The organism is Pontibacillus chungwhensis BH030062 (assembly GCF_000770675.1).
Lineage (GTDB): Bacteria > Bacillota > Bacilli > Bacillales > BH030062 > Pontibacillus > Pontibacillus chungwhensis.
Window position 1 is genome coordinate 12,560 of the sequence record NZ_AVBG01000012.1, and the last position, 22,682, is coordinate 35,241.

Consider the following 22,682-nt stretch of genomic DNA (forward strand, 5'->3'; position numbering starts at 1 on the left):
TAAGAGCTCTCCCATTCGGAGAGCTCTTTTTTTACTTTTATGGGGATTTATGTGTTTTGGTATATTCTACATTGAGACTCTATGCTAAAAAGGTCCGTTCCTTGAAGGAGTGATTGGGGATTCTCCCTTAGAACGCGCTTTTCTTTAACCCCTCACGAGACAAGGTATCTGAGGTTGTGAGCTGAGCGATCTCCCTGCCCTGACGCGTTTCCAGGCCCTCCTTACTCCTAGCCAAAGTTAACGGAAACAGCTAATATCTACGATAAGTTTTCAAGACAGCTCCACTTGGGAATAGAAGAAGAAAGGAAGAGTAAAATAATTGAAGGTTTTGAGAAAGGAGATGGGTTCTTTGAAGGGACAGAAGAATTTTATATTAGCGTTAGTATTTGCTCTTATTGTAGCTATTTTCGCGGTGTTTAATGTCGACGCGGTTGAAGTGAATTACTTATTCGGAACAGGACAGGCTCCGTTGATTCTTATTATTTTAGGGTCCGTATTAATGGGCGGTTTGATTGCTGGGATTTTTGGAACCGTTCGTAATTATCAGCTTCAGCGGGATAATCGTGCTTTAAAAGAAAAACTGAGACAATTAGGAGAGGATCCTGAGCGTGTGACTGCACGTAAGGCAGAAGAAGATAAGAATCAGCCAATTGAAGAAGAACGTGCTAAATAGATAAACAATTGTACTGGCAGGATGAAATCATATGATTTCATCCTAATTTTTTGTGATAAAGTCCAATAGAAATTTAAGTGTGGGGTTTGATTTTAGCCCTTATCTTTAAGGTGGTCCATTTGGCCTGGGAGGGATGTAAGGCGTCCGTGGAAGAAGGAGTAGGCTAGTTCCGGCGTGGAGGACCTAGCGAGATAAGCCATCTTTTTTCCAAAGGCTAATCGCCTTTTCCAAAAAGCTGGCTTATCCGGCCCCACACGATGTGGGGTCGTTCGACGTTGGCTATTGATGTGACGATCCTAGTCGAACTTCCTTTTATCCCTAAGCACCACGCCTGCACTTTTCATGTCTACCTTTTCCAACTGAAATTCATTTGCTCCCCTTACCTTGCTCTTGTATAATGGGTCTGTTAGGGGTGAATCTATGTTACGGAGTAAAGCAAAATGGAATTTAACCCAAGAAGAGGAGCCAACTCTTCCGATTGATTCCTCTTTATCATTGTCTTCTTTGACGCAAGACTTGTTAAGAAAAAGAGGTATTGAAACGAAAGAAGCTGCAAAATTATTTCTATCTCCTCAACTGGAACAATTACATGATCCAATGTTAATGAATGATATGAACAAAGCTGTTGATCGTGTAAAGAGAGCGATTGAACAGGAAGAATATATATGGGTGTTTGGTGATTATGATGCGGATGGGGTCAGCTCAACTGCTTTAATGGTCGAAGCCCTTCGTGAAATGGGGGCTTATGTAGATTACTACATTCCGAACCGCTTTACAGAAGGATATGGTCCTAATGAAGAAGCTTTTCGAAATGCACATGCAGAAGGGATCACCTTAATCATTACCGTAGATACAGGTATAGCGGCTAATCATGAAGCGTCTGTAGCGAAAGAATTGGGCATTGACTTAATCATTACCGACCACCACGAGGCTCAAACTGAACTACCAGATGCTTTTGCAATTGTGCATCCTAAATTATCTGATACGTACCCATTTCAGGAACTTGCAGGTGTAGGGGTTGCGTTCAAATTCGCACATGCATTATTAGGAGATTTCCCAAAACACTTACTGGATTTAGTTGTTATCGGAACAATAGCGGACTTGGTTCCGTTGCATGATGAAAACCGTATATTAGCCGCACACGGACTTAAAGCTATCTCAAGGTCTATTCGACCTGGTGTACAAGCTTTAAAGAAAGTGTGTAGCATTGAAGGTGACATCACCGAAGAAGACATTGGCTTTGCTATAGGACCTCGTATTAACGCTGTGGGTCGATTGCAAGATGCATTTCCTGCTGTTGATCTATTATTAACAGAGAGTGATTCAGAAGCAGAAGCGTTAGCTAATCAAATTCACGCGCTCAATCAAGAACGTCAGAAGATTGTTGCTGAGATTGCTGAAGAAGCAGAAGCTATGCTTGATGCTCAGGCAGATGATCTTCCTTCTGTCATTGTTGTTGCTAAAGAAGGTTGGAATCAGGGCGTGCTTGGTATTGTAGCATCTCGTCTTGTAAATAAGTATGATCGACCAACGATTGTTTTAACGGTCGACCCTGAGGCTCAGACAGCTAAAGGATCTGCCAGAAGCATTGATGCATTTGATATGTTTACAAATTGCATGGAAGTTCGTGGTCAGTTTACTCATTTCGGAGGTCATGCTCAAGCAGCTGGAATGACCTTGCCACTTGAGAACGTAGCAACACTTCGAGAGGCACTAAATGAGTTGGCAGAACAAAAGCTAGCACCTGAAGATTTTAAGCAACTCTTAACGATTGACCGAACCGTAAAACTCGAAGATATAACGATATCAACAATTGAAGAGATTGCGAAGCTAGCGCCGTTTGGAATGGGGAATCCTAAGCCTCTTTTCCGCATTGAAGAAGCAATACCTGCTGAGCTGAGGCAAATTGGGAGTAAACTAAATCATCTAAAGATGCGATTTAAAGCAAATGGGGCAGATATTGATACCATCGGCTTTGGAATGGGGGATTTATACCCTCGTCTTGCTCCTCAATCGCCTGTATCAATCGTTGGTGAACTTTCTATCAATGAATGGAACGGTAAGCGTAAACCTCAGGTTATGATGAAAGACCTTCGCGTCGATAACTGGCAACTCTTTGACCTGAGAGGAAATCGCCACCTTGAAAAGGCTATGCCGCAGTTACCATTTGATCATACTGTTGCTATCTTCTTTGGGGAGGCGACTGAAAACACAGCGTGGGTGTTTGATTACTATCCGGTAATTGAGTTAAACCATGATCCTGAACTTATTGATGATTTGCCATTAGACGAGATCGAACATATGGTTCTTATGGATCTTCCGACATCTATGGAACAGATCAGTGCTGTCGTTCAAAAAATGACACCTCACAACATTTATGCATGTTATCGAACAGATGATGCGGCATTCTTAAAAACGTTACCTACCCGTGACCATTTCAAATGGTTCTATGGTATGTTGGTGAAACGCAAGAAATTTCATCTAGAAACAGAAGGACCGAAACTAGCAGATTATAAGGGATGGTCAAAAGATTCGGTGGAATTTATATCACAGGTGTTTTTTGAACTAGAATTTGTTAGAATAGATAATGGACTTTTAACGCTGAATCCGAATCCTTCTAAAAAAGATTTGGCAGAATCAGCTCTATACCAACAAAAACACGAACAATTACAAGTGGAACAAACGTTATATTTCTCATCCTATCCTCAATTAAAAGCTTGGTTTACCGAGCAAATGGATCGAGTTTCGGACGTTAAGGAGGAAATTAGTTAATGGATTTAAAACAATATATTACGGTTGTGGAAGACTGGCCGACAGAGGGCATAAAATTTAAAGATATCACAACTTTGATGGATAACGGACCTGCATTTAAATCAGCAATTGACGAAATTGTAGAATATGCAAATACAAGAGAAATCGATATTATTGTTGGACCTGAAGCACGTGGTTTCATTATTGGTTGCCCGGTTTCTTACGCAATGGAAGTAGGATTTGCTCCTGTGCGTAAAGAGGGTAAACTTCCTCGTGAAACGATCAAAGTCGACTACGGCTTGGAATATGGAAAAGATGTATTAACCATTCATAAGGATGCCATTAAACCTGGTCAACGTGTTTTAATTACAGATGACCTTCTTGCAACAGGCGGTACGATTGAGGCTACAATAAACTTGGTTGAACAACTAGGCGGAATTGTAGTAGGTTGTGCTTTCCTTGTAGAATTAACATATTTAGATGGCCGTGAGAAACTAGACGGTTATGATGTTCTAACATTAATGCAATACTAAAAGGAACGAAGAGTGCTCTCAAAGTTATGGGAGTACTCTTTTATCATACGAACGTAATAACGATTGAAACACGTCCAATAGGTAGGAGTAGAGGTTTTCGACATAAAATGAGTCTTTCCTCTTTACATTCTCATTAGAATTTTCGATAATTAAACACATATATATGCTACGTCTATACCTATGACGAATTTCTAATAATCAGGTGATAGGATGTCTAAAGATAAAATTTTGACAGCTGATGAAGTGGTAGAACAAGCGAGCCAGTATTTATCTGAGGAAGATACAGGTTTTGTTCGTCGTGCCTATGAATTTGCTCAAGAGGCGCATAAGGAACAGTACCGTAAATCTGGTGAGCCGTATATTATTCATCCTGTCCAAGTAGCGAGTATCCTCGTTGAACTAGAGATGGATCCTGTAACGATTGCTGGCGGTTTCTTACATGATGTTGTAGAAGATACAAATGTAACCGTAGAAGAGCTCAAGAATCAGTTTAACGAAGAAGTGGCAATGCTCGTTGATGGTGTGTCAAAGTTAGGGAAAATTAAATATAAGTCAAAAGAAGCTCAACAAGCTGAGAATCATCGTAAAATGTTTGTCGCCATGGCGAAGGATATTCGTGTCATTCTCATTAAATTAGCGGACCGTTTACACAATATGAGAACGCTAAAGCATTTACCTCCTGAGAAACAGCGTCGAATTTCTAACGAAACGCTCGAGATTTTTGCGCCATTAGCTCATCGTTTGGGTATATCTACAATTAAATGGGAATTAGAGGACACTGCTCTTCGTTACTTAAACCCTCAACAGTACTATCGCATTGTTCACCTCATGAAACAAAAGCGTAATGAGAGAGAGTACTATATTGGCGAAGTTATGGATGAAATTCACAACCAACTCGACGAAGTGGATATTACAGCAGAGATCTCTGGACGTCCCAAACACTTGTATAGCATCTACCGGAAAATGGTACTGCAAAACAAACAGTTCAATGAAATTTATGATCTTCTCGCTGTACGTGTGTTGGTGAATAGCATTAAAGATTGCTATGCAGTACTTGGAATTATTCATACGTGCTGGAAGCCAATGCCTGGACGGTTCAAGGATTATATTGCGATGCCTAAGCCTAACTTGTACCAATCTCTTCATACAACGGTTATTGGACCTAAGGGTGATCCTTTAGAGGTTCAAATTCGGACACATGAAATGCATGACATTGCTGAATACGGAATCGCGGCCCACTGGGCTTATAAAGAAGGATTAAATGTAGAGTCGAATACTCAATCCTTTGATGAACGTTTAACTTGGTTTAGAGAGATCTTGGAATGGCAGAACGAAACGCATGATGCTGAAGAGTTTATGGAGTCTCTTAAAGTAGACCTATTCTCTGACATGGTTTACGTCTTTACTCCAAAGGGAGATGTTATAGAACTTCCTTCTGGCTCTGTTCCAATTGATTTTTCCTATAAAATTCATACAGAAGTTGGGAATCAAACGATTGGAGCTAAGGTGAACGGTAAGATGGAACCTCTGGATTATAAACTGAAGACAGGGGACATTGTGGAAGTCATGACGTCGAAGCATTCTTACGGCCCTTCGAAGGACTGGATTAAGATTAGTCAGACGTCACAAGCCAAGAATAAGATTAAGCAATTCTTTAAGAAGCAACGCCGTGATGAAAACATCGCTAAAGGTAAAGAGCTTGTCGAGAAAGAAATCCGATTGATGGAACTTGAGCCTAAAGAAGTGCTGAACGCTGATAATCTGGATCGGGTTGCTGAGAAGTTTAATTTCACAAACGATGATGATATGTATGCTGCTGTTGGGTATCAGGGAATAACCGCTGCTCAGATTGCAACTCGGCTAACTGAGAAGATTCGTCGTAAGCAGAATAAAGAAAAAGATCTTGAAGAAACACTCGAAGGTGTTCAAAACGATATAAAACGTCCTTCTCAATCGAACAAGAAGAAAAAGGACTCAGGCGTGCGCGTGAAAGGCGTAGATAATTTACTTGTAAGACTTTCGCGCTGCTGTAACCCTGTCCCTGGTGATGATATAGTAGGTTATATCACGAAAGGACGTGGCGTTTCTGTCCATCGTTCTGACTGTCCGAATGTTAAAACGGATGATGTCAGGAACAGACTTCTTCCTGTAGAGTGGGAGAATACTGGTGAAGACAGTAAGCAATACAGCCTTGACTTAGAAATTTCAGGTTATGATCGAAGAGGTCTCTTGAACGAGGTGCTTCAGGCTGTTAATGAAACCAAGACAAATATTACGGCTGTTACAGGGAGATCAGATCGTAATAAAATGGCAACGATTCACATGACTATCATGATTCAAAACATTAGTCATTTGCGTAAAGTTGTTGATCGAATTAAGCAGATCCCAGATGTATACACAGTTCGTCGTGTACTGCAGTAAGGAGAGTTCGTATGAAAGCAGTTATTCAACGTGGTCAGAACGCCAGAGTTACGGTTGAAGACAGAGTGACAGGCGAAATAGATAATGGTCTTGTCGTCCTTCTAGGGGTCACCCATGAGGATACAGAAGAAGATGCGAAATATCTTGCAGACAAAATTGTAAACCTTCGTATCTTTGAGGATGAACAAGGCAAAATGAATTTATCCTTAAAAGATATTGGTGGTCAAATGCTCTCTATTTCTCAGTTCACATTGTACGGAGACACTCGTAAAGGGAGACGTCCGAACTTTATGAATGCGGCAAAACCAGGGCCTGCTAACGAGTTATATGAATCCTTCAATGCTTTCGTTAAAGACCAGGAGATTACTGTGGAAACGGGTGCTTTTGGTGAGATGATGGATGTTCAACTTACAAACGTAGGACCTGTCACATTGATTTTAGAAAGTAAAGACCGTTAAATATGTGATTTATAATTGTTTCATTTGTAAAATAAACTCTTCCTATAGTAAAAGCGCTCCAAGTCTAAAGACTTGGAGCGCTTTTTGAGTTTAAAAGAAAACCATAACTAAAGAATGTGGTTATTCTCCTAAATAATCAATAATGCCTTGGACAATTCCATTCGTTACTTTATCTTGAAAACCTTTCGTGTGCACTAATGCTTCTTCTTGTGCGTTTGATAAGAATCCTAGTTCTAATAGTAAGGCAGGTTGGCGATTTGCTCGGATAACATGGAAGTCTCCAAACTTTGCTTGCCTGTCCCTAAGTCCAGTTGCTTTTACCATTGCATTTTGAACAGCTTCAGCAAAAGCCCTATGCTTATTATGATAGTAATAAGTTCCAATGCCAGATACGCTTGGAGATTGTGGGAAACTGTTGTAATGAAGAGACAAGAAAGCGTCTGCGCCTAACACGTTTGACTTCGTAGCTCTAGAGCTAAGAGCAATATAGGAGTCATTAGGACGAGTTAGGATCACCTTAGCTCCCGCTAACTCCAAACGTTGTGCTAAACGCTTTGCAGTCGTTAAGGTAAGGTTCTTCTCATAATTTCCATCATGTCCAATCGTCCCTACATCTCGTCCACCATGACCAGCGTCGATCACAATCGTTTTCCCAGAGATGCTTTGTTCTTCATTTGATAGCTCTTCAACACTTGAAGAGCGGCTTGTAACGATCCAGTCAGCGACATAAGCTGATCCATCGCTATATTCTATTTCATACCATTTGTTTCCATGACTAATTACATTAAACTGTTGTCCTTTAGATCCTCTGCCGATAATACCGGTGTTGGTTGATGGACCTTTTCGAATGTTTGTTCCATTATACAATAAGGTAACAGAATGAGTTTCTTCAGGTTTTGAAGGGACTTTCTTTACGAGCCAGTTCGCTACCCAACCTGTTTTCCCTGAAGCGTATTTAATTTCAAACCAAGAACCTTTTTCTTGTATGTACGCAAACTGTTCACCTTCTCTGACCTGACTAACTACTTTGCTTCCCAAGTTGCCCTCACTTCTTACGTTTAAAACAGGAGTCTTGATAATGATTTCTCCCTTTTCTGTCTGAGGTGGAGACTGGGATTGTGAAGAATTTAAGACTACAGTTTGGTTTGTCGTTTCACTTGATTGTTCTGTCGTAACAAATTGTTTCCAGACCCAACCGCTCTCATTTTTATAAGAAAGTTGAACCCAATTTCCAGATGTACTCTTAAGCGGGTATGTATCACCTTTATCCATACTCCCAATCACGCTGTAAGTTGTACCTGCTCCGCTTCTTACTCGTAAATCATCAACATTAGATGTAACTCCTGAAGCTTCTGAGGAACGATTGTCTTCCTTTAAATCGATGAGCCACTTAGCAACCCATCCCTTTTTATCATTGAGCTGAATTTGAACCCATTTGTCTTTTTCTTGTAGGACAGTGAATGCTTCCGCTTTATGCACTTGGTCTACTTTATTATAGGTTATCCCAGGCCCACTTCTTACATTTAGAGGCTCTACATTAATTATGGCTTTCTGTGCTGCGTTAATTTCCGTGCTCAAGAAGAATAATGAGCTAATCATTAACAAAAAGAGCATGGTGGTACTGCGTCGTTTAAACAAGGTGAATATGCCTCCTTCTTATTTTATTTATACGAGTATTTATCTTTCTTTCGACATCCTTATAAAAAAACCTTTCCTACCGTGAAATTTTTATGCCGCTTTGGGGAAAATAGATAAAAAGCCACAAAGAGGTGTGAATTATGAGGCAAAGTCGTAAGCATTCAAACTCATCACAAGCAAGTAAAAGCGTATTTGGAGTTCAATTTCATGACTTTTTAGAAAAGGAACCGCACCTAACACGCATGGAAATGGCTGAGGAATTTGGGGTTTCTTTAAAAGATGTTAAGAAATTGAAAGAAAGTATGGACCGCGCTTGACATTCTATAACGTCAACATTATGATAATAAACAATTCCTTTCATACATGTATGTAGGAAAAAAGTGTTGAAATTATGCGAGACCCGTATTAAAATTCTTATCAGGCTAGAAAGTACTTTTTCACATACATTTATAATGAGTACCGTTGAGGGAAAGAGTAGCTAAGGGACGTTTGGAGAAGAGAAGAGATACCATCAGGCTGAAAGTATCTCTCTAAATCGCCTTAGTGAAAGACATTCCTTAGGTTCCACATCGAAAGCAAAAGGTTAGTAGGTGTTGGACGTGACAGGCGTTAACTGTTAAAGCGGAAGTATTGTAAATACTTCAACTAGGGTGGCAACGCGGGTAATATCTCCCGTCCCTATTCGATACCTTTGTGTATCGAATATGGGGCGGGAGTTTTTATATGCCTATAGAATCGTGTCACAATTATAAACAATAAGATTTATATAATTTAGGAGGAGTGTACATGAGTCTAAAAGGACCTCGTGGTACCCAGGATATATTACCTGGAGAAGTTGAGAAATGGCAGTTTGTAGAATCTGTATTATCAGACGTATGTCGTCGCTATAATTATAAGGAAGTTCGTACTCCGATCTTTGAACATACAGAGTTGTTCCAACGTGGGGTGGGTGACTCTACAGACATCGTACAAAAAGAGATGTACACATTTGAAGATCGCGGTGGTCGTAGTCTTACCCTTCGTCCTGAAGGAACGGCTTCCGTAGTACGTTCGTTCGTCCAAAATAAAGTGTATGGTTTACCCAACCAACCAACTAAGTATTATTACTTTGGACCAATGTTCCGTTATGAACGCCCTCAACAAGGACGTATGCGACAATTTGTTCAATTTGGAATTGAAGCCTTAGGCAGTGATGACCCAGCTATTGATGCTGAAGTAATTGCTCTTGCGATGAATAGTTACCAGGAACTTGGCTTACAGTCCCTTAAGCTTGTATTAAACAGCTTAGGAGATCAAGAAAGCCGTGAAGAACACCGTAAAGCGCTCATATCCCACTTTGATCCTCATCGAGAGGAATTGTGCGAAGATTGCCAGGTACGACTTGATCAAAATCCAATGCGCGTATTGGATTGTAAGAAGGATAAAGATCATCCTGCAATGTCAACAGCACCGTCAATCCTTGAGTACTTAAATGATTATTCTCGCACGTATTTCGAGAACGTAAAGAGCTATCTCGATAAAATGGGAATTCCTTATACGATTGATCCTAATCTCGTTCGTGGTCTTGATTACTACAATCATACTGCATTTGAAATTATGAGTGAATCTGAAGGCTTTGGAGCTATTACAACGCTGTCTGGAGGCGGTCGCTACAACGGCTTAGTAGAAGAAATAGGCGGGCCTGAAACGTCTGGTATTGGCTTTGCTATGAGTATTGAACGCTTATTAATGGCATTAGAGGCAGAAGGTGTGACCCTGCCACTAGAAGAGAAGCTCGATTGTTACATTGTAGCTCTTGGAGAAGAAGCAGAGAAAGAGGCGGCAGGGGTTGTTTATCAGCTTCGTAAAGCAGGGATTCAGGTAGATAAGGATTATGCTGGTAAAAAAATCAAAGCACAATTTAAATCGGCAGATCGTCTTCAGGCTAAATATGTATTAGTTCTTGGCGAGAATGAGCTTGCTAACGGACAAATTAATGTGAAGCGTATGGCGACTGGGGACCAAGAAACGATTCCGCTGGCGGATGTTGTGGAGTATATGAAGAATGAATTTGAGGGGGAGCAATCATGAGTGAGCATCGTCAATTAAGTGGTAAAATTAGAGAGGACCATATTGGAGAAACGGTCTTATTAAAAGGATGGGTTCAGAAACGACGAGACCTTGGTGGGTTAATCTTTATTGACCTTCGTGACCGTTCTGGATTAGTACAAGTTGTATTTAATCCTGAAGATTCTACTGATGCAATCGAGACAGCAGATAAAGTTCGAACGGAGTATGTTGTTGAGATTTCAGGGAAGGTTGTTGCTCGCGATGAAGCAACTATTAATCCTCAATTAGCTACAGGTAAAGTAGAAGTGTTAGCAACTGATATTACCATTTTAAATAAGTCCAAAACCCCACCATTTCAATTACATGATGAAACAGATGTGGCAGAAGACCTTCGTCTTAAATATCGTTATATGGATTTACGTCGTAACCCGTTACAAGAAACGTTTAAGCTTCGCCATAAAACAACACAAGCCATTCGTGATTTCTTGAATAGCGAAGAGTTCTTAGAGATGGAAACTCCAATGTTAACAAAGAGTACTCCCGAAGGTGCTCGCGACTATTTAGTTCCAAGTCGTGTGCATGAAGGTGAGTTTTATGCATTGCCTCAATCACCGCAGTTGTTTAAGCAGCTTATTATGATGTCAGGTTTTGAAAAGTATTATCAGATTGCTCGTTGCTTCCGTGATGAAGACTTACGTGCCGATCGCCAGCCAGAATTTACACAAGTGGATATTGAGACATCCTTTATGTCCCAAGAAGAAATTCAAAGCATGACTGAGCGTATGATGAAGAAAGTGCTTAAAGAAACAAAAGGTGTAGACATTCAAACCCCATTCAAGCACATGAGTTATGATGAAGCTATGGACCGTTATGGATCTGATAAGCCGGATACGCGTTTTGGTCTGGAGTTAGTCAACCTTTCTCAAATTGTGAAGGACTCAGGATTTAAAGTATTCAAATCTGCTGTTGAAACAGGCGGGACTGTGAGCGGAATTAATGTAAAAGGGAAAGCAAATGACTTCTCCCGTAAAGATATTGATAAGCTAACAGAATTTGTTAAAATCTATGATGCTAAGGGATTAGCTTGGCTGAAAGTAGAAGAAGGTGAATTGAAAGGACCTATCGCTAAATTCTTTAGCGAAGAAGAAGCAACTAACCTTCGTACAGCTCTTTCAGCAGAAGATGGTGATCTACTTCTATTTGTAGCAGATAAAACTTCTGTTGTTCATGATAGCCTTGGTGCTCTCCGTCAAAAGCTAGGCAGAGAACTTGATCTGATTGATCAAACGCAGTTTAACTTCCTTTGGGTAACAGACTGGCCATTATTTGAATATGACGAAGAACTAGGCCGATATTTCGCAGCGCACCATCCGTTTACAATGCCTGAGCGTGAAGATATTGAGAAACTTGAAACTGAACCACAAGAAGTGCGAGCTCAAGCTTATGACTTGGTATTAAACGGCTATGAATTAGGCGGGGGAAGTCTTCGTATTTATGAAAAGGAAGTTCAGGACCAAATGCTTAAAGTATTAGGTTTCTCAGAAGAGGAAGCTCAAAGTCAATTTGGCTTCTTATTAGAAGCTTTAGAATTTGGTGCCCCTCCACACGGTGGAATCGCACTAGGATTAGATCGTCTTGTTATGATTTTAGCGGATCGATCTAACTTACGGGATACGATTTTATTCCCGAAAACAGCTTCAGCTTCAGACTTAATGACTCAAGCTCCGGGGCCTGTGAGCCAAGAGCAATTAACAGAATTACATCTTGAGCTTAATGAGAAAGCAAAGCAAGAACAATTGGACAAACAGTAAGGATTGTAATCATACTGTAACGTTCCTTTTTGTTGCCAAGATTCATTAGGTATGCTATGATTTGATTACAAACTAAACAAGCCGATCCTGATGTGTACGTCATCCAACAATCGTTTTGACCGAACATTTTGAACTACGGGAGCTTGAAGTTTCTGTAAGGCATGCAAGCCTTGTTTCACTTACTTAGAGGACGCATAAATTACAGAACAAAGCACCCACTTGCCAAGAGCGGGGTTCAAAACATTGGACTGTGACGGCACGATTGGGATTGGCTTTCTTTTTACATAAGTTTCGAAAAATCCTTAAGGGCAGCCTTAAGGTTATTTTTATGTTTCCGTTTCCTTAGGTTGTGTTTATGGGACTATAGGAAAAGGAATACTAGATCATAGAAAATGTTAAAGAGGAGTGAGACAAGTGCTTCATCAATTTTCGAGAAATCAGCTAGCCATTGGTCAGCAGGGGTTAGATTTAATGAAAGGCGCGACTGTTGCCGTTCTTGGGATAGGCGGAGTTGGCTCTTTCAGTGTAGAGGCATTAGCAAGAAGTGGAGTAGGCAAATTAATACTTATTGATAAAGACGATGTAGATATAACCAATATAAATCGCCAAATTCACTCGTTAATGTCTACTATTGGTCAATCTAAGGTGGATTTAATGGCTGACCGCGTCAAAGATATTAACCCTGAGTGTGAAGTGGTTCGTTTACATATGTTTTATACGGACGAAACGTATGAGCGATTATTTGAACATGATTTAGATTTTGTAGTCGACGCAAGTGATACGATCTCATACAAAATTCATCTAATTAAGCAATGTATCGACCGTGATATTCAGATTATTTCATCTATGGGTGCTGCAAATAAGATGGATCCTACGAAATTTGAAATTGCAAATATTTTTGACACAAGTTATGACCCCATTGCACGTGTCATTCGAACAAAATTGCGAAAAGAAGGCTACAAAAAAGGGATACCAGTCGTTTTCTCTAAGGAACAGCCTATTAAAATAAGGGAAGATGTTCGTCAAGAAATTACTCCAGACAACCCAAACACCCGGAAAGCGGAGCAGCCTCCGTCTTCAAATGCGTTTGTTCCTTCAGTAGCAGGATTGATTATGGCAAGTCATGTTGTACAAGAGATCTTAAAACCCATTAGTATTGAACGCTACTAAAAAACCCGGCATAGCCGGGTTTTTGTTTGCTCTTAACGAGCTACTTGTTCAAGGTTGCCATTCTTCTCCATACGGAAAGCGGGCTTCGATGAAAACTGTTCGTCTTCATCAAATGCAATCATTTTCCGAGCTCGATCCATAACTTGCATTAATACTTGATAGTCTTCTTGAATCATAAGGTATTGTTTCTCCATTTTACGGAGTTTATTTTGTAGCTGATTGTTTTCGTTTTGTAGCTGCTGGTTCTCTTCTTCAATTTGCTTAATGTGTGATTGTGATTGGTGCGTGTTATGTGTTTGGCGTTTTAGCTCTTTTAATGAGCGAATAATGTGATCAAACGAAACAGTGGATACTTCTTCCTGATAGACGGCGGCGGTGTCTGCATAATCAGAAGCTTCTATAGCTACAGTCTCGAACTCTTCTTCTTCAACAACTAGAGAAGAAGCAGGTGCTGGAAGTTGATGTTCTTCTCTTGTAAATGTTGGCGAGGAAGTTGTAGCAACCTTTTGTTGTTTAGCAAGAGCACGTTTCTTTTCTTTGCGCTGACGCTTAGCTAAATCAATGGCTTGATCATATTTCTTGCGAATCTCAGCATTCCAGCGAAATCCACAAGCTGCAGATGTACGATTTAAATGGTCACCTACTTCATCGAAAGCTTTTAGCTGTGTACTACCTTCACGGATATGACGCAGAACGGTTTCTGCTAATAGTAAATCGTCTTCATGAGACCAGGCATCTTGTCTTACTTTTACCATATTCATTCTCTCCTTTTCTAATAAACCAATGAAATTACTAGAACTAGTTTGTTAATGTTGTTTCTATTATGGGGAGAGATGAAAGAAAATATACCTGATGCGATACAAATATTTACTTTTTCTTTTGTTTTTGAATCGTTTCATACACTTGAGCAAGCCCTTTTTCAAACTTACCTGTCTTCTTAGGTGAATAGTAGAGGGCGTTTTTAATAGAGTCAGGAAGATACTGTTGATCTACCCAGCTATTCTCATAGTTGTGTGGATATTGATACTCAATTCCTCGCCCTAATTTTTCTGCTCCTTTATAATGAGCGTCTTTAAGGTGGGCTGGCACTTCACCACTTTTTCCTTTACGTATATCTGATAAAGCAGAATCTAGCGCTTTGTATGCTGAGTTAGACTTAGGTGATAAACAAAGTTCTACAATCGCATTGGCTAATGGTATACGAGCCTCAGGGAAGCCAAGTCTCTCGGCCGCTTCAACCGCTGCCATTGCTCTTGGTCCTGCTTGGGGATTAGCCAACCCTATATCTTCATAGGCGGTTACCACCATTCTGCGCGCTATGCTATCAAGGTCACCTGCTTCAATAAGTCTGCCTAAGTAATGTAAGGCGGCATTAACATCGCTGCCACGGATCGATTTCTGGAAAGCTGAGAGAACATCATAGTGAGCGTCACCATCTTTATCATGGGAGAAACTCTTCTTTTGCATGCACTGTTCAGCTGTATCGAGGTCAATTTCTATTTGTCCATTTTCCGTCTCAGGGGTTGAAAAAGCTGCCAGCTCTAGCCCGTTCAATGCGGAACGCAAGTCACCATTTGCAGAGTGAGCGAAGTGATCCATAGCCTCATTAGATACATCGATATTTAAGTGGCCTAAGCCTTCGTTTTCATCAGCAATGGCCCGGTTTATTGCATCTTTTACTTCTTCGATATTTAACCGTTCTACTTCAAACAAGTGACAGCGACTTCGAATGGCTGGGTTAATGGAATGATATGGATTGCTCGTTGTACAGCCAATAAGTGTAATTAAATTGCTTTCCACGTGTGGAAGTAAGAAGTCTTGTTTTCCTTTATCAAGACGGTGTACTTCATCTAGAATCAAGACAAGTTGACCTGACATCTTCGCTTCTTCTACGGCGATCTCCATGTCTTTCTTCTTATCTACGACAGCATTTAAGGTTTTAAAGCGTAAGTTTAAGCTTTTTGCAAGAGCCATCGCCATCGATGTCTTGCCTGTACCTGGAGGCCCAAAAAGAATCATAGAGGCCAAACGCTTGGCATCTACCATTCTACGAATCATCTTCCCTTCCCCTACAAGGTGCTTCTGTCCAATAATATCGTCAATATGTTTCGGTCGCATTCGAAACGCTAATGGTTGTTGGCTCAAAAGGGACACACTCCTTTACAATTTGAATTTATTCATCTATCAATATGGATGGAGCCGTTACTTATGATGAGTGCTTGGGCTTGCTCGGGGGAAAACTCGGTTTTTAGGCCTGCCTTATACTCAACTAAAGCTAACGGAATCATTTTCTAGAACTCCGAAACTATGGATTATTCTTAAAGGGTAAAGATATAGACGATAAAATGCAAGAAGGTTGCCATTCGTGCTATAATATCTATTGGTGTTAAAATAGGAGTGATTACGCTCTCTATATAGAAAGGATCATGAATATGACAACAGAGAATAAACGTGTTCATTCTAAAGATCCGGTGAAGAAGCAAACATTTACTCAACGTGCAACATTCATACGTTGGTCTTTTTTTGTTGTAGGGCTAATTATTCTAGCGTTAGGGATATCGCTAACGATTAAAGCGGATCGTTTCGGAATTGGGCCCTGGGATGTCTTCCATGTTGGTCTTAATGAACAATTCGGATTAACCGTTGGGTCATGGTCAATTATTGCGGGTTTAGTGGTTGTCGGTTTTACATCGATTGTCACAAAATCATGGCCCCAAATTGGTACAATATTAAATATGCTTCTTATTGGTGTCTTCATTGATATTTTTAACTACGTGCTACCGTCCCCGGAAACTTTATGGAGTAACATGGCTGTATTTTTGTTGGGGATTACGGTATTAGCATATGGAATTGGAATTTACGTCGCTCCAGGACTAGGGGCTGGGCCACGAGATGGTTTAATGTTAGTCATTCGTGATTTAACTGGCTGGAAAGTCCAATGGGTACGAAATGGTATTGAAGTGACGGTATTCCTTTTAGGTTGGCTTTTAGGTGGACCAGTTGGTGTCGGCACAGTCGTCATCGCACTAGGTCTTGGAACGATTGTTGGGTATTCTTTGCCCCAAACTAAGAAATTATTAGACTATATGATACGAAGAGGTGAAGCTCATGAAAATCTCTACCAAGGGACGTTACGGTCTGACCATCATGATCGCACTAGCCAAGAAATACGGTGATGGTCCGATATCTTTAAAATCCATTGCTCGAGAAAACAATTTATCTGAACACTATTTGGAACAACTGATTGCTCCACTACGAAATGCAGGCTTAGTTCGAAGCGTTCGTGGGGCATATGGCGGCTATATGTTAACCAGGAACCCAGATCAAATTACATCTGGTGATGTCATTCGGGTGCTAGAAGGACCAATTAGTCCAGTTGAGGGGATTGAAGACGAAGAGCCTGCGAAACAAGCGCTTTGGTTGCGGATCCGTGATGCTGTGAAAGATGTGCTAGATACGACAACGTTGCACGACCTTGCCCAACATGACGATTCTGATGAACAAGAAGCGTACATGTTCTATATTTAAAGAAATGAGAGGTTCTCTAATATGAATTCAATTTACTTCGACCATGCGGCAACAACTCCTATGAGAAAGGAAGTCATTGAGGCAATGGTTCCTGTGATGGAAGAAACATTTGGAAACCCATCGAGTGTTCATTCCTATGGGCGAAAAGCTCGTAAGATATTAGATGACGCTCGCCGCACGGTGTCTTCTTTCTTAAATGCGAATGAAAAAGATATCATCTTTACAAGTGGTGGTACTGAAGCGGATAATCTTGCTCTAATAGGAGGAGCAAAGGCGAACCAGCATAATGGTAAGCATATTATTACGACTTCAATTGAACATCATGCTATATTACATGCAGCAGAACATCTCGAATCTGAAGGTTTTGATGTGACGTATTTACCGGTTAATGAATCAGGCCGAATTTCAATGGATGACTTTAAACGTGAACTGAGAGAAGATACAATCCTAGTTTCTGTTATGTATGTTAATAATGAAACAGGTGTAATCCAGCCTATTGCTGAAATGGGAGCTCTGCTTGAAGATCATCAGGCTTTATTCCATACAGATGCTGTTCAAGCGTTTGGAACAATGCCTATTGACGTGAGTGCTTTAAATGTAGACATGCTCACCTTTTCTGGTCATAAAATTAATGGACCAAAAGGTGTAGGGTGTTTATATGCCAAGGAAGGGATCCTCCTTGAAGCAAGGCAACATGGAGGCGAGCAAGAAAGAAAGCGTCGCCCTGGAACTGAAAATACAGCAGCAGTAGCGGGTCTTGCTAAAGCTGTTGAGCTCGTTGAAGAAGAGCAAAGGGCTCGTCTTACGCAGTACAAGCTTTATAAGAAGATTTTTATGGATACACTGAAAGAACAAGACGTTTCTTTTGAAGTGAACGGAGATCGTATCAATCTTCCTACAATCGTCAACGTCAGTTTCCCAGGTGCGAACGTAGAGACGCTTCTAACGAACTTTGATCTCTCGGGTATTGCGGCATCAAGTGGTTCTGCTTGTACCGCAGGTTCCATTGAGCCTTCTCACGTTTTAAGTGCAATGTTTGGCGAAGGAAATGAGCGTACAAGAAACTCGATTCGATTTAGCTTTGGTCTTCAGAACACGGAAGATAATGTTCGTGAAGGGGCAGAAAAAGTTGCTTCCATCGTGAAGCGAGTAACAAAGACAACCTAGGGTGGTGACAACAATGAAAGATCCGAAAGATACAAGGGTAGTCGTCGGCATGTCAGGTGGTGTTGACTCATCTGTTGCTGCACTTCTACTGAAAGAACAAGGATATGATGTAGTAGGGATCTTTATGAAAAACTGGGATGATACAGATGAGAATGGCGTCTGTACAGCTACAGAAGATTACGATGATGTTATTCGTGTTTGTAATCAATTAGATATTCCTTACTATGCAGTAAACTTCGAGAAACAATACTGGGATAAAGTTTTCACTTATTTCCTGGATGAATATAAAAAAGGGCGTACTCCAAACCCAGATGTAATGTGTAATAAAGAGATCAAGTTCAAAGCCTTTATGGACCACGCTATGTCTCTTGGTGCCGATTATTTAGCAACAGGACACTATGCACAAGTTCAGCATAATGGAGAGCGTTATGAAATGTTACGTGGTATTGATGATAACAAGGATCAAACGTACTTCTTAAATCAACTCTCTCAAGATGTCCTTTCTAAAGTCATGTTCCCGCTTGGGCATATTGATAAATCACGAGTTCGTGAAATTGCGAAAGAACGTGAATTAGCAACAGCCACTAAGAAGGATTCAACAGGCATTTGCTTTATCGGGGAACGCAATTTCAAAGAATTCCTTAGTCAATATCTTCCTGCTCAACCAGGGAATATGGAAACGATGGACGGAGAAGTAAAAGGCAAGCACGATGGATTGATGTATTATACATTGGGCCAACGTCAAGGTCTGGGTATTGGAGGTCCAGGTGGTCCTTGGTTTGTAATTGGTAAAGATGTAAAAGAGAATATTCTTTATGTCGGAGAAGGGTACCATAACGATCATTTATACTCAGATGGTCTTGAGGCATCTGAATTGAACTGGGCTACTGGTGTCGTACCTACAGAAACGTTCACGTGTACTGCGAAATTCCGTTACCGCCAAAAAGATAGTGGAGTTACCGTTACACCACTTGAAGATGGGCAAGTTAAAGTCGTCTTTGATGAGCCAGAACGTGCAGTGACTCCAGGTCAGGCAGTTGTATTTTACGACGGCGAAGTTTGTCTTGGTGGAGGAACAATTGATCAAATTGTAAAAAATGGCGAATATCTAACATATGTAGGATAATATAAGAGGATGTCCCGAAGCGAGTACGCCCCTGGTTAAATGACTTTTTAGAATGGTCATGAATGGGGAACCGTCCTGGGGCACCTCTTTTTTTTAAAGGAAAAGCATAGGCTCTTTCTTATACGAACAGGTCCAGAAATAAATTTTCTGATACAATGTTGAGAGAGGGAGAGTCCTCTCCCGTTAGCGATTTATAAACAACCGATTACAACTAGACGGTAATCATAATTAGCATTTTGATGTAGGAGGAAGTATGAATGGATTACTTAACACAAGGTATTCAATATATGCAGGAGCAAAAATATGAAGAAGCGGCACAAGCATTTACGCAAGCTATTGAGGAAAACCCAAATGAACCATTAGGTTATGTGAATTTCGGAAATCTCTTGTTACACATGAATGATCGGGAGCGAGCTGAGCGCTTTTTTAAAAAAGCGATTGAGTTAAATGAGGACATCGCAACGGCTCATTACGGACTAGGTAATGTTTATTATGAACAGGAAAAATACGATGAAGCAGTAGAGCCGTTTCAAAAAGCTATTCAAAAAGGCTTAGAAGAGAGCGATGCCTATTATATGCTGGGACTAAGTTTACTGTATCAGGAGCAATTCAAGTTTGCTCTTGCCTATTTACAACGTGCTACAGAGCTTTCACCAGACGATGCTGAAGTGCATTTTCAATATGGTCTTTGCTTGGCGCAAGTAGGTATGATTGATGAAGCTATTCAAACGTTTACGAAAGTCCTGACGCTAAACGATGAACACAGTGATGCTCATTACAATTTAGGTGTATCCTATCTATATAAAGAAGACCCGGAACTAGCTTTGAAACATTTTGGACTGGCTATTGATATCCAGCCGGACCATTTACTAGCGGCCAATGCTAAAGCTAAAGTGGAAGAGCTACTAGAGCAAAATCAGGGAGAATAAAAGGAGTAGAACCCTATGGCAATGGAGAAGCAATTAGAAGAGAATTTTGAACCGGAGAAAGGCTTCATCAAAGGGGAACCACTGCGGATGATTTATCATAATGATGAAGAACACTTTTCCATTGCACTGGTTAAAATCATCGATACAAATGAATCCTTTGATGAATCAGAAATTGTATTAAAAGGACACTTTTCCCCATTAGACGAAGGGGAGCATTACACGTTTTATGGACGTGTGACCAACCATCCGAAATTTGGCGAGCAGTATCAAGTTGAACATTACCAAAAGGAAGTTCCTACTTCTAAAGAAGGCATAGTGGGATACCTCTCAAGTGATTTATTTTATGGAATAGGAAAACGAACCGCAGAAAATATTGTCGCTATACTTGGAGAACAAACCATTAGTCGCATCCTTCAAGATCCATCTGTATTGAAGGATGTACCTGGGCTGAAACAAGATAAAGCTGATAGGCTTGTTGCTGATTTGAAGCAGCATCAGGGCTTTGAGCATATTGTTATTGGGTTATCCGAATATGGGTTTGGCTTACAAATGGCTCAGAAAATATATGAAGCGTACCAAGATCAAGCGCTTGAAATTCTACAGGAAGACCCTTATCAATTTGTGTTTGATATTCAGGGCTTTGGTTTCAAAAGAGCAGACGAAGTAGCTTCTCACAACAATATTGCATTTGATCATCCTACAAGGATTCAGGCAGCTTGTATGTATGCCTTAAATCAAGGCAGCAGTCATGGACATGTCTACATGACCTTTGAAGCTTTGCAGGATGAAGTATTAAGCATACTCCAAGGTTCATCTGGTGTTATTACACATGAGATTATTTCCCGAGAAATAGCGCAACTTGTCGAAGATGAGAAAGTACTGGTCGAACAAGATAAGGTATATTTACCATCGCTTTTCTTTGCGGAAGCAGGATTTGCTAAGCAGCTTCACAGAGTTATGCTTTCAGAACTTGAAGAAGAATTTACACAGGCAGAGTTAATGAAAGTAGTTGGGGAAATTGAAGATGAGGAAAGCATAAGTTACGGGAAAGAGCAGTACGATGCTATTGAGAAAGCCCTTCATTCTAAAATGATGATTCTAACAGGTGGACCGGGAACAGGGAAGACCACTGTTATTAAAGGCATTGTTAATGCTTATGCTAAATTGAAGCGGAAGTCTTTAAAGCCTGCTGATTATGGTAAAGATGAACCCTTCCCATTCCTTCTGACTGCTCCCACAGGAAGAGCTGCTAAACGTATGAATGAGTCAACAGGCTTACCGGCTGTAACGATTCACCGTTTGCTTGGGTGGACAGGTGGGGAGTCCTTTGACAAAGATCAGAATAACCAACTGAGTGGAAAGATCTTAATTATAGACGAATTTTCTATGGTTGATATCTGGCTTGCGAATCAACTATTCCGAGCGATCCCATCTGATATGCAGGTGTTATTGGTTGGGGATGAAGACCAATTACCATCTGTTGGCCCCGGACAAGTGTTGTCTGACTTGTTGTCGACTGATTACATACCGGCCACACAACTTCAAGAAGTATATCGTCAAAAAGAAGGGTCACAAATCATTCGATTGGCCCACGACATGAAAAAAGGGAAATGTGACGAAGAGTCCTTAGCTAAGTCTCATGACTTTTCTTTTATCACTTGTCATGAACCGCAAGTGTTACCTGTCATTCAGCAAGTTTATCAAAAGGCGATGGCAAGAGGACATACGTTAAAGGATATTCAAATCCTTGCACCTATGTATCGAACAAAAAATGGCATCCATCAGCTAAATCAGGAGATACAAGCATTGGCTAATCCTCCTTCTAGACAGCGCAGGGAAATTAAAATGAAAGATGATTTGACTTATCGCTCCGGTGATAAAGTCATCCAGCTTGTGAATCAACCTGAGTCTGGAGTATATAATGGGGACATAGGTGAGATTGTCGCGATCTACAAAGCCGATGAAACAAAAGAACAAAAAGAAAAACTTGTTGTTTCATTTGAAGGAAAAGAAGTGGAATATTTACGTAAAGATCTCAATCAACTTATGCATGCTTACTGTACCTCCATTCATAAGTCACAAGGGAGCGAGTTTCCGATCGTCATCTTACCTGTAGTGAGAGGTTATAGCCGAATGCTTAAGAGAAATCTCCTATACACTGCTGTGACAAGAAGTAAACAATCGCTTATTATTTGCGGAGACCAAGAAGCTTTCAAGCGAGGGGTAGATACGGTAGACACGAATCGCCGTTTCACAGATTTACCTGATAAGATTAAAATTTATATGGAAGCAGAAGTCAAAGATGAAGAAGAACTGAATGAGGAAGAACTTTCCCCTTATGACTTCATGTGAATCGCACATACTATAACTGTTCCACGAATGATTTATTGTGGAGCATACCATTGGGTGCCAGTAAAATTCATCTTAA

The 22,682-nt window shown here is 40.6% G+C and carries 18 protein-coding genes, 1 other RNA gene and 1 other annotated feature; of the genes, 16 read left to right on the forward strand and 3 right to left on the reverse strand.

Going from position 1 to position 22,682, the window contains the following annotated elements; all coding sequences use genetic code 11:
* Positions 1-349 precede the first annotated feature (349 nt).
* From N780_RS14375 to dtd, 5 genes are all read left to right on the forward strand, one after another.
* Entirely contained in the window at positions 350-673 is a 324-nt protein-coding gene (locus N780_RS14375) for a LapA family protein (protein ID WP_036785560.1), read from the forward strand.
* Positions 674-1,093: 420 nt separating this feature from the next.
* On the forward strand, positions 1,094-3,445 hold the full coding sequence (gene recJ, locus N780_RS14380; protein ID WP_036785563.1) for a single-stranded-DNA-specific exonuclease RecJ: 2,352 nt from the start codon (positions 1,094-1,096) through the stop codon (positions 3,443-3,445).
* Positions 3,445-3,957 carry an adenine phosphoribosyltransferase gene (locus N780_RS14385; protein WP_036785567.1) on the forward strand — a complete coding sequence of 171 codons (513 nt, stop codon included), beginning with the start codon at positions 3,445-3,447 and terminating at the stop codon, positions 3,955-3,957. Before recJ ends, N780_RS14385 begins: the two co-directional genes overlap by 1 nt.
* Before the next feature lie 210 nt (positions 3,958-4,167).
* Positions 4,168-6,378 carry a RelA/SpoT family protein gene (locus N780_RS14390; RefSeq protein WP_036785570.1) on the forward strand — a complete coding sequence of 737 codons (2,211 nt, stop codon included), beginning with the start codon at positions 4,168-4,170 and terminating at the stop codon, positions 6,376-6,378.
* Between the two features lie 11 nt (positions 6,379-6,389).
* Positions 6,390-6,836 carry a D-aminoacyl-tRNA deacylase gene (gene dtd / locus N780_RS14395; RefSeq protein ID WP_036785573.1) on the forward strand — a complete coding sequence of 149 codons (447 nt, stop codon included), beginning with the start codon at positions 6,390-6,392 and terminating at the stop codon, positions 6,834-6,836.
* 120 nt (positions 6,837-6,956) lie between these two features.
* Here dtd and N780_RS14400 read toward each other — a convergent pair whose 3' ends face one another.
* The gene (locus N780_RS14400) at positions 6,957-8,474 is read right to left on the reverse strand and encodes an N-acetylmuramoyl-L-alanine amidase family protein (RefSeq protein WP_156969195.1); all 1,518 of its coding nucleotides are present in this window, start codon (positions 8,472-8,474) and stop codon (positions 6,957-6,959) included.
* A 140-nt stretch (positions 8,475-8,614) separates the two neighbouring features.
* On the opposite strand from N780_RS14400, the gene N780_RS14405 reads away from it, so the two are divergent.
* The 5 genes from N780_RS14405 to N780_RS14420 all read left to right on the forward strand — a co-directional run bounded on the left by N780_RS14405 (position 8,615) and on the right by N780_RS14420 (position 13,504).
* Complete coding sequence (locus N780_RS14405; RefSeq protein ID WP_036785579.1) at positions 8,615-8,791, forward strand: helix-turn-helix domain-containing protein; 177 nt, start codon at positions 8,615-8,617, stop codon at positions 8,789-8,791.
* Between the two features lie 136 nt (positions 8,792-8,927).
* Positions 8,928-9,157: a binding site (T-box leader), on the forward strand.
* Between the two features lie 103 nt (positions 9,158-9,260).
* The gene (gene hisS / locus N780_RS14410) at positions 9,261-10,544 is read left to right on the forward strand and encodes a histidine--tRNA ligase (protein WP_036785582.1); all 1,284 of its coding nucleotides are present in this window, start codon (positions 9,261-9,263) and stop codon (positions 10,542-10,544) included.
* On the forward strand, positions 10,541-12,334 hold the full coding sequence (aspS, locus tag N780_RS14415; protein WP_036785585.1) for an aspartate--tRNA ligase: 1,794 nt from the start codon (positions 10,541-10,543) through the stop codon (positions 12,332-12,334). Before hisS ends, aspS begins: the two co-directional genes overlap by 4 nt.
* 81 nt (positions 12,335-12,415) lie before the next feature.
* Positions 12,416-12,607: non-coding RNA, 6S RNA (ssrS, locus tag N780_RS19555), on the forward strand.
* 141 nt (positions 12,608-12,748) lie between these two features.
* Entirely contained in the window at positions 12,749-13,504 is a 756-nt protein-coding gene (locus tag N780_RS14420; RefSeq protein ID WP_036785588.1) for a tRNA threonylcarbamoyladenosine dehydratase, read from the forward strand.
* A 32-nt stretch (positions 13,505-13,536) separates the two neighbouring features.
* On the opposite strand, the gene N780_RS14425 is transcribed toward N780_RS14420, so the two are convergent.
* Positions 13,537-14,259, reverse strand: a complete 723-nt coding sequence (locus tag N780_RS14425; protein ID WP_036785591.1) for an RsfA family transcriptional regulator — start codon at positions 14,257-14,259, stop codon at positions 13,537-13,539.
* Between the two features lie 112 nt (positions 14,260-14,371).
* A complete protein-coding gene (locus N780_RS14430; protein ID WP_036785594.1) occupies positions 14,372-15,649 on the reverse strand; it encodes a replication-associated recombination protein A in 1,278 nt (425 codons plus the stop codon).
* A gap of 287 nt (positions 15,650-15,936) precedes the next feature.
* On the opposite strand from N780_RS14430, the gene N780_RS14435 reads away from it, so the two are divergent.
* The 6 genes from N780_RS14435 (at position 15,937) to recD2 (ending at position 22,606) form a co-directional block, all read left to right on the forward strand.
* Positions 15,937-16,680 carry a YczE/YyaS/YitT family protein gene (locus N780_RS14435; RefSeq protein WP_052115102.1) on the forward strand — a complete coding sequence of 248 codons (744 nt, stop codon included), beginning with the start codon at positions 15,937-15,939 and terminating at the stop codon, positions 16,678-16,680.
* Positions 16,613-17,032, forward strand: coding sequence for a cysteine metabolism transcriptional regulator CymR (cymR, locus tag N780_RS14440; RefSeq protein ID WP_036785597.1), 420 nt, complete (start codon positions 16,613-16,615; stop codon positions 17,030-17,032). Before N780_RS14435 ends, cymR begins: the two co-directional genes overlap by 68 nt.
* A 21-nt stretch (positions 17,033-17,053) precedes the next feature.
* A complete protein-coding gene (locus tag N780_RS14445; RefSeq protein ID WP_036785600.1) occupies positions 17,054-18,199 on the forward strand; it encodes a cysteine desulfurase family protein in 1,146 nt (381 codons plus the stop codon).
* A gap of 13 nt (positions 18,200-18,212) precedes the next feature.
* Positions 18,213-19,325, forward strand: coding sequence for a tRNA 2-thiouridine(34) synthase MnmA (gene mnmA / locus N780_RS14450; protein WP_036785603.1), 1,113 nt, complete (start codon positions 18,213-18,215; stop codon positions 19,323-19,325).
* Between the two features lie 257 nt (positions 19,326-19,582).
* The gene (locus N780_RS14455; RefSeq protein WP_036785606.1) at positions 19,583-20,254 is read left to right on the forward strand and encodes a tetratricopeptide repeat protein; all 672 of its coding nucleotides are present in this window, start codon (positions 19,583-19,585) and stop codon (positions 20,252-20,254) included.
* Between the two features lie 15 nt (positions 20,255-20,269).
* On the forward strand, positions 20,270-22,606 hold the full coding sequence (gene recD2 / locus N780_RS14460; RefSeq protein WP_036785608.1) for an SF1B family DNA helicase RecD2: 2,337 nt from the start codon (positions 20,270-20,272) through the stop codon (positions 22,604-22,606).
* Positions 22,607-22,682: the final 76 nt, after the last annotated feature.

Excerpts from the sequence above, each read along its gene's own strand:
- recJ (WP_036785563.1), top strand. The coding sequence starts at position 1,094 with ATGTTACGGAGTAAAGCAAAATGGAATTTAACCCAAGAAGAGGAGCCA.
- N780_RS14385 (WP_036785567.1), top strand. The coding sequence starts at position 3,445 with ATGGATTTAAAACAATATATTACGGTTGTGGAAGACTGGCCGACAGAG.
- N780_RS14390 (WP_036785570.1), top strand. The coding sequence starts at position 4,168 with ATGTCTAAAGATAAAATTTTGACAGCTGATGAAGTGGTAGAACAAGCG.
- dtd (WP_036785573.1), top strand. The coding sequence starts at position 6,390 with ATGAAAGCAGTTATTCAACGTGGTCAGAACGCCAGAGTTACGGTTGAA.
- N780_RS14405 (WP_036785579.1), top strand. The coding sequence starts at position 8,615 with ATGAGGCAAAGTCGTAAGCATTCAAACTCATCACAAGCAAGTAAAAGC.
- hisS (WP_036785582.1), top strand. The coding sequence starts at position 9,261 with ATGAGTCTAAAAGGACCTCGTGGTACCCAGGATATATTACCTGGAGAA.
- aspS (WP_036785585.1), top strand. The coding sequence starts at position 10,541 with ATGAGTGAGCATCGTCAATTAAGTGGTAAAATTAGAGAGGACCATATT.
- N780_RS14425 (WP_036785591.1), bottom strand. The coding sequence starts at position 14,259 with ATGGTAAAAGTAAGACAAGATGCCTGGTCTCATGAAGACGATTTACTA.
- N780_RS14435 (WP_052115102.1), top strand. The coding sequence starts at position 15,937 with ATGACAACAGAGAATAAACGTGTTCATTCTAAAGATCCGGTGAAGAAG.
- cymR (WP_036785597.1), top strand. The coding sequence starts at position 16,613 with ATGAAAATCTCTACCAAGGGACGTTACGGTCTGACCATCATGATCGCA.
- N780_RS14445 (WP_036785600.1), top strand. The coding sequence starts at position 17,054 with ATGAATTCAATTTACTTCGACCATGCGGCAACAACTCCTATGAGAAAG.
- mnmA (WP_036785603.1), top strand. The coding sequence starts at position 18,213 with ATGAAAGATCCGAAAGATACAAGGGTAGTCGTCGGCATGTCAGGTGGT.
- N780_RS14455 (WP_036785606.1), top strand. The coding sequence starts at position 19,583 with ATGGATTACTTAACACAAGGTATTCAATATATGCAGGAGCAAAAATAT.
- recD2 (WP_036785608.1), top strand. The coding sequence starts at position 20,270 with ATGGCAATGGAGAAGCAATTAGAAGAGAATTTTGAACCGGAGAAAGGC.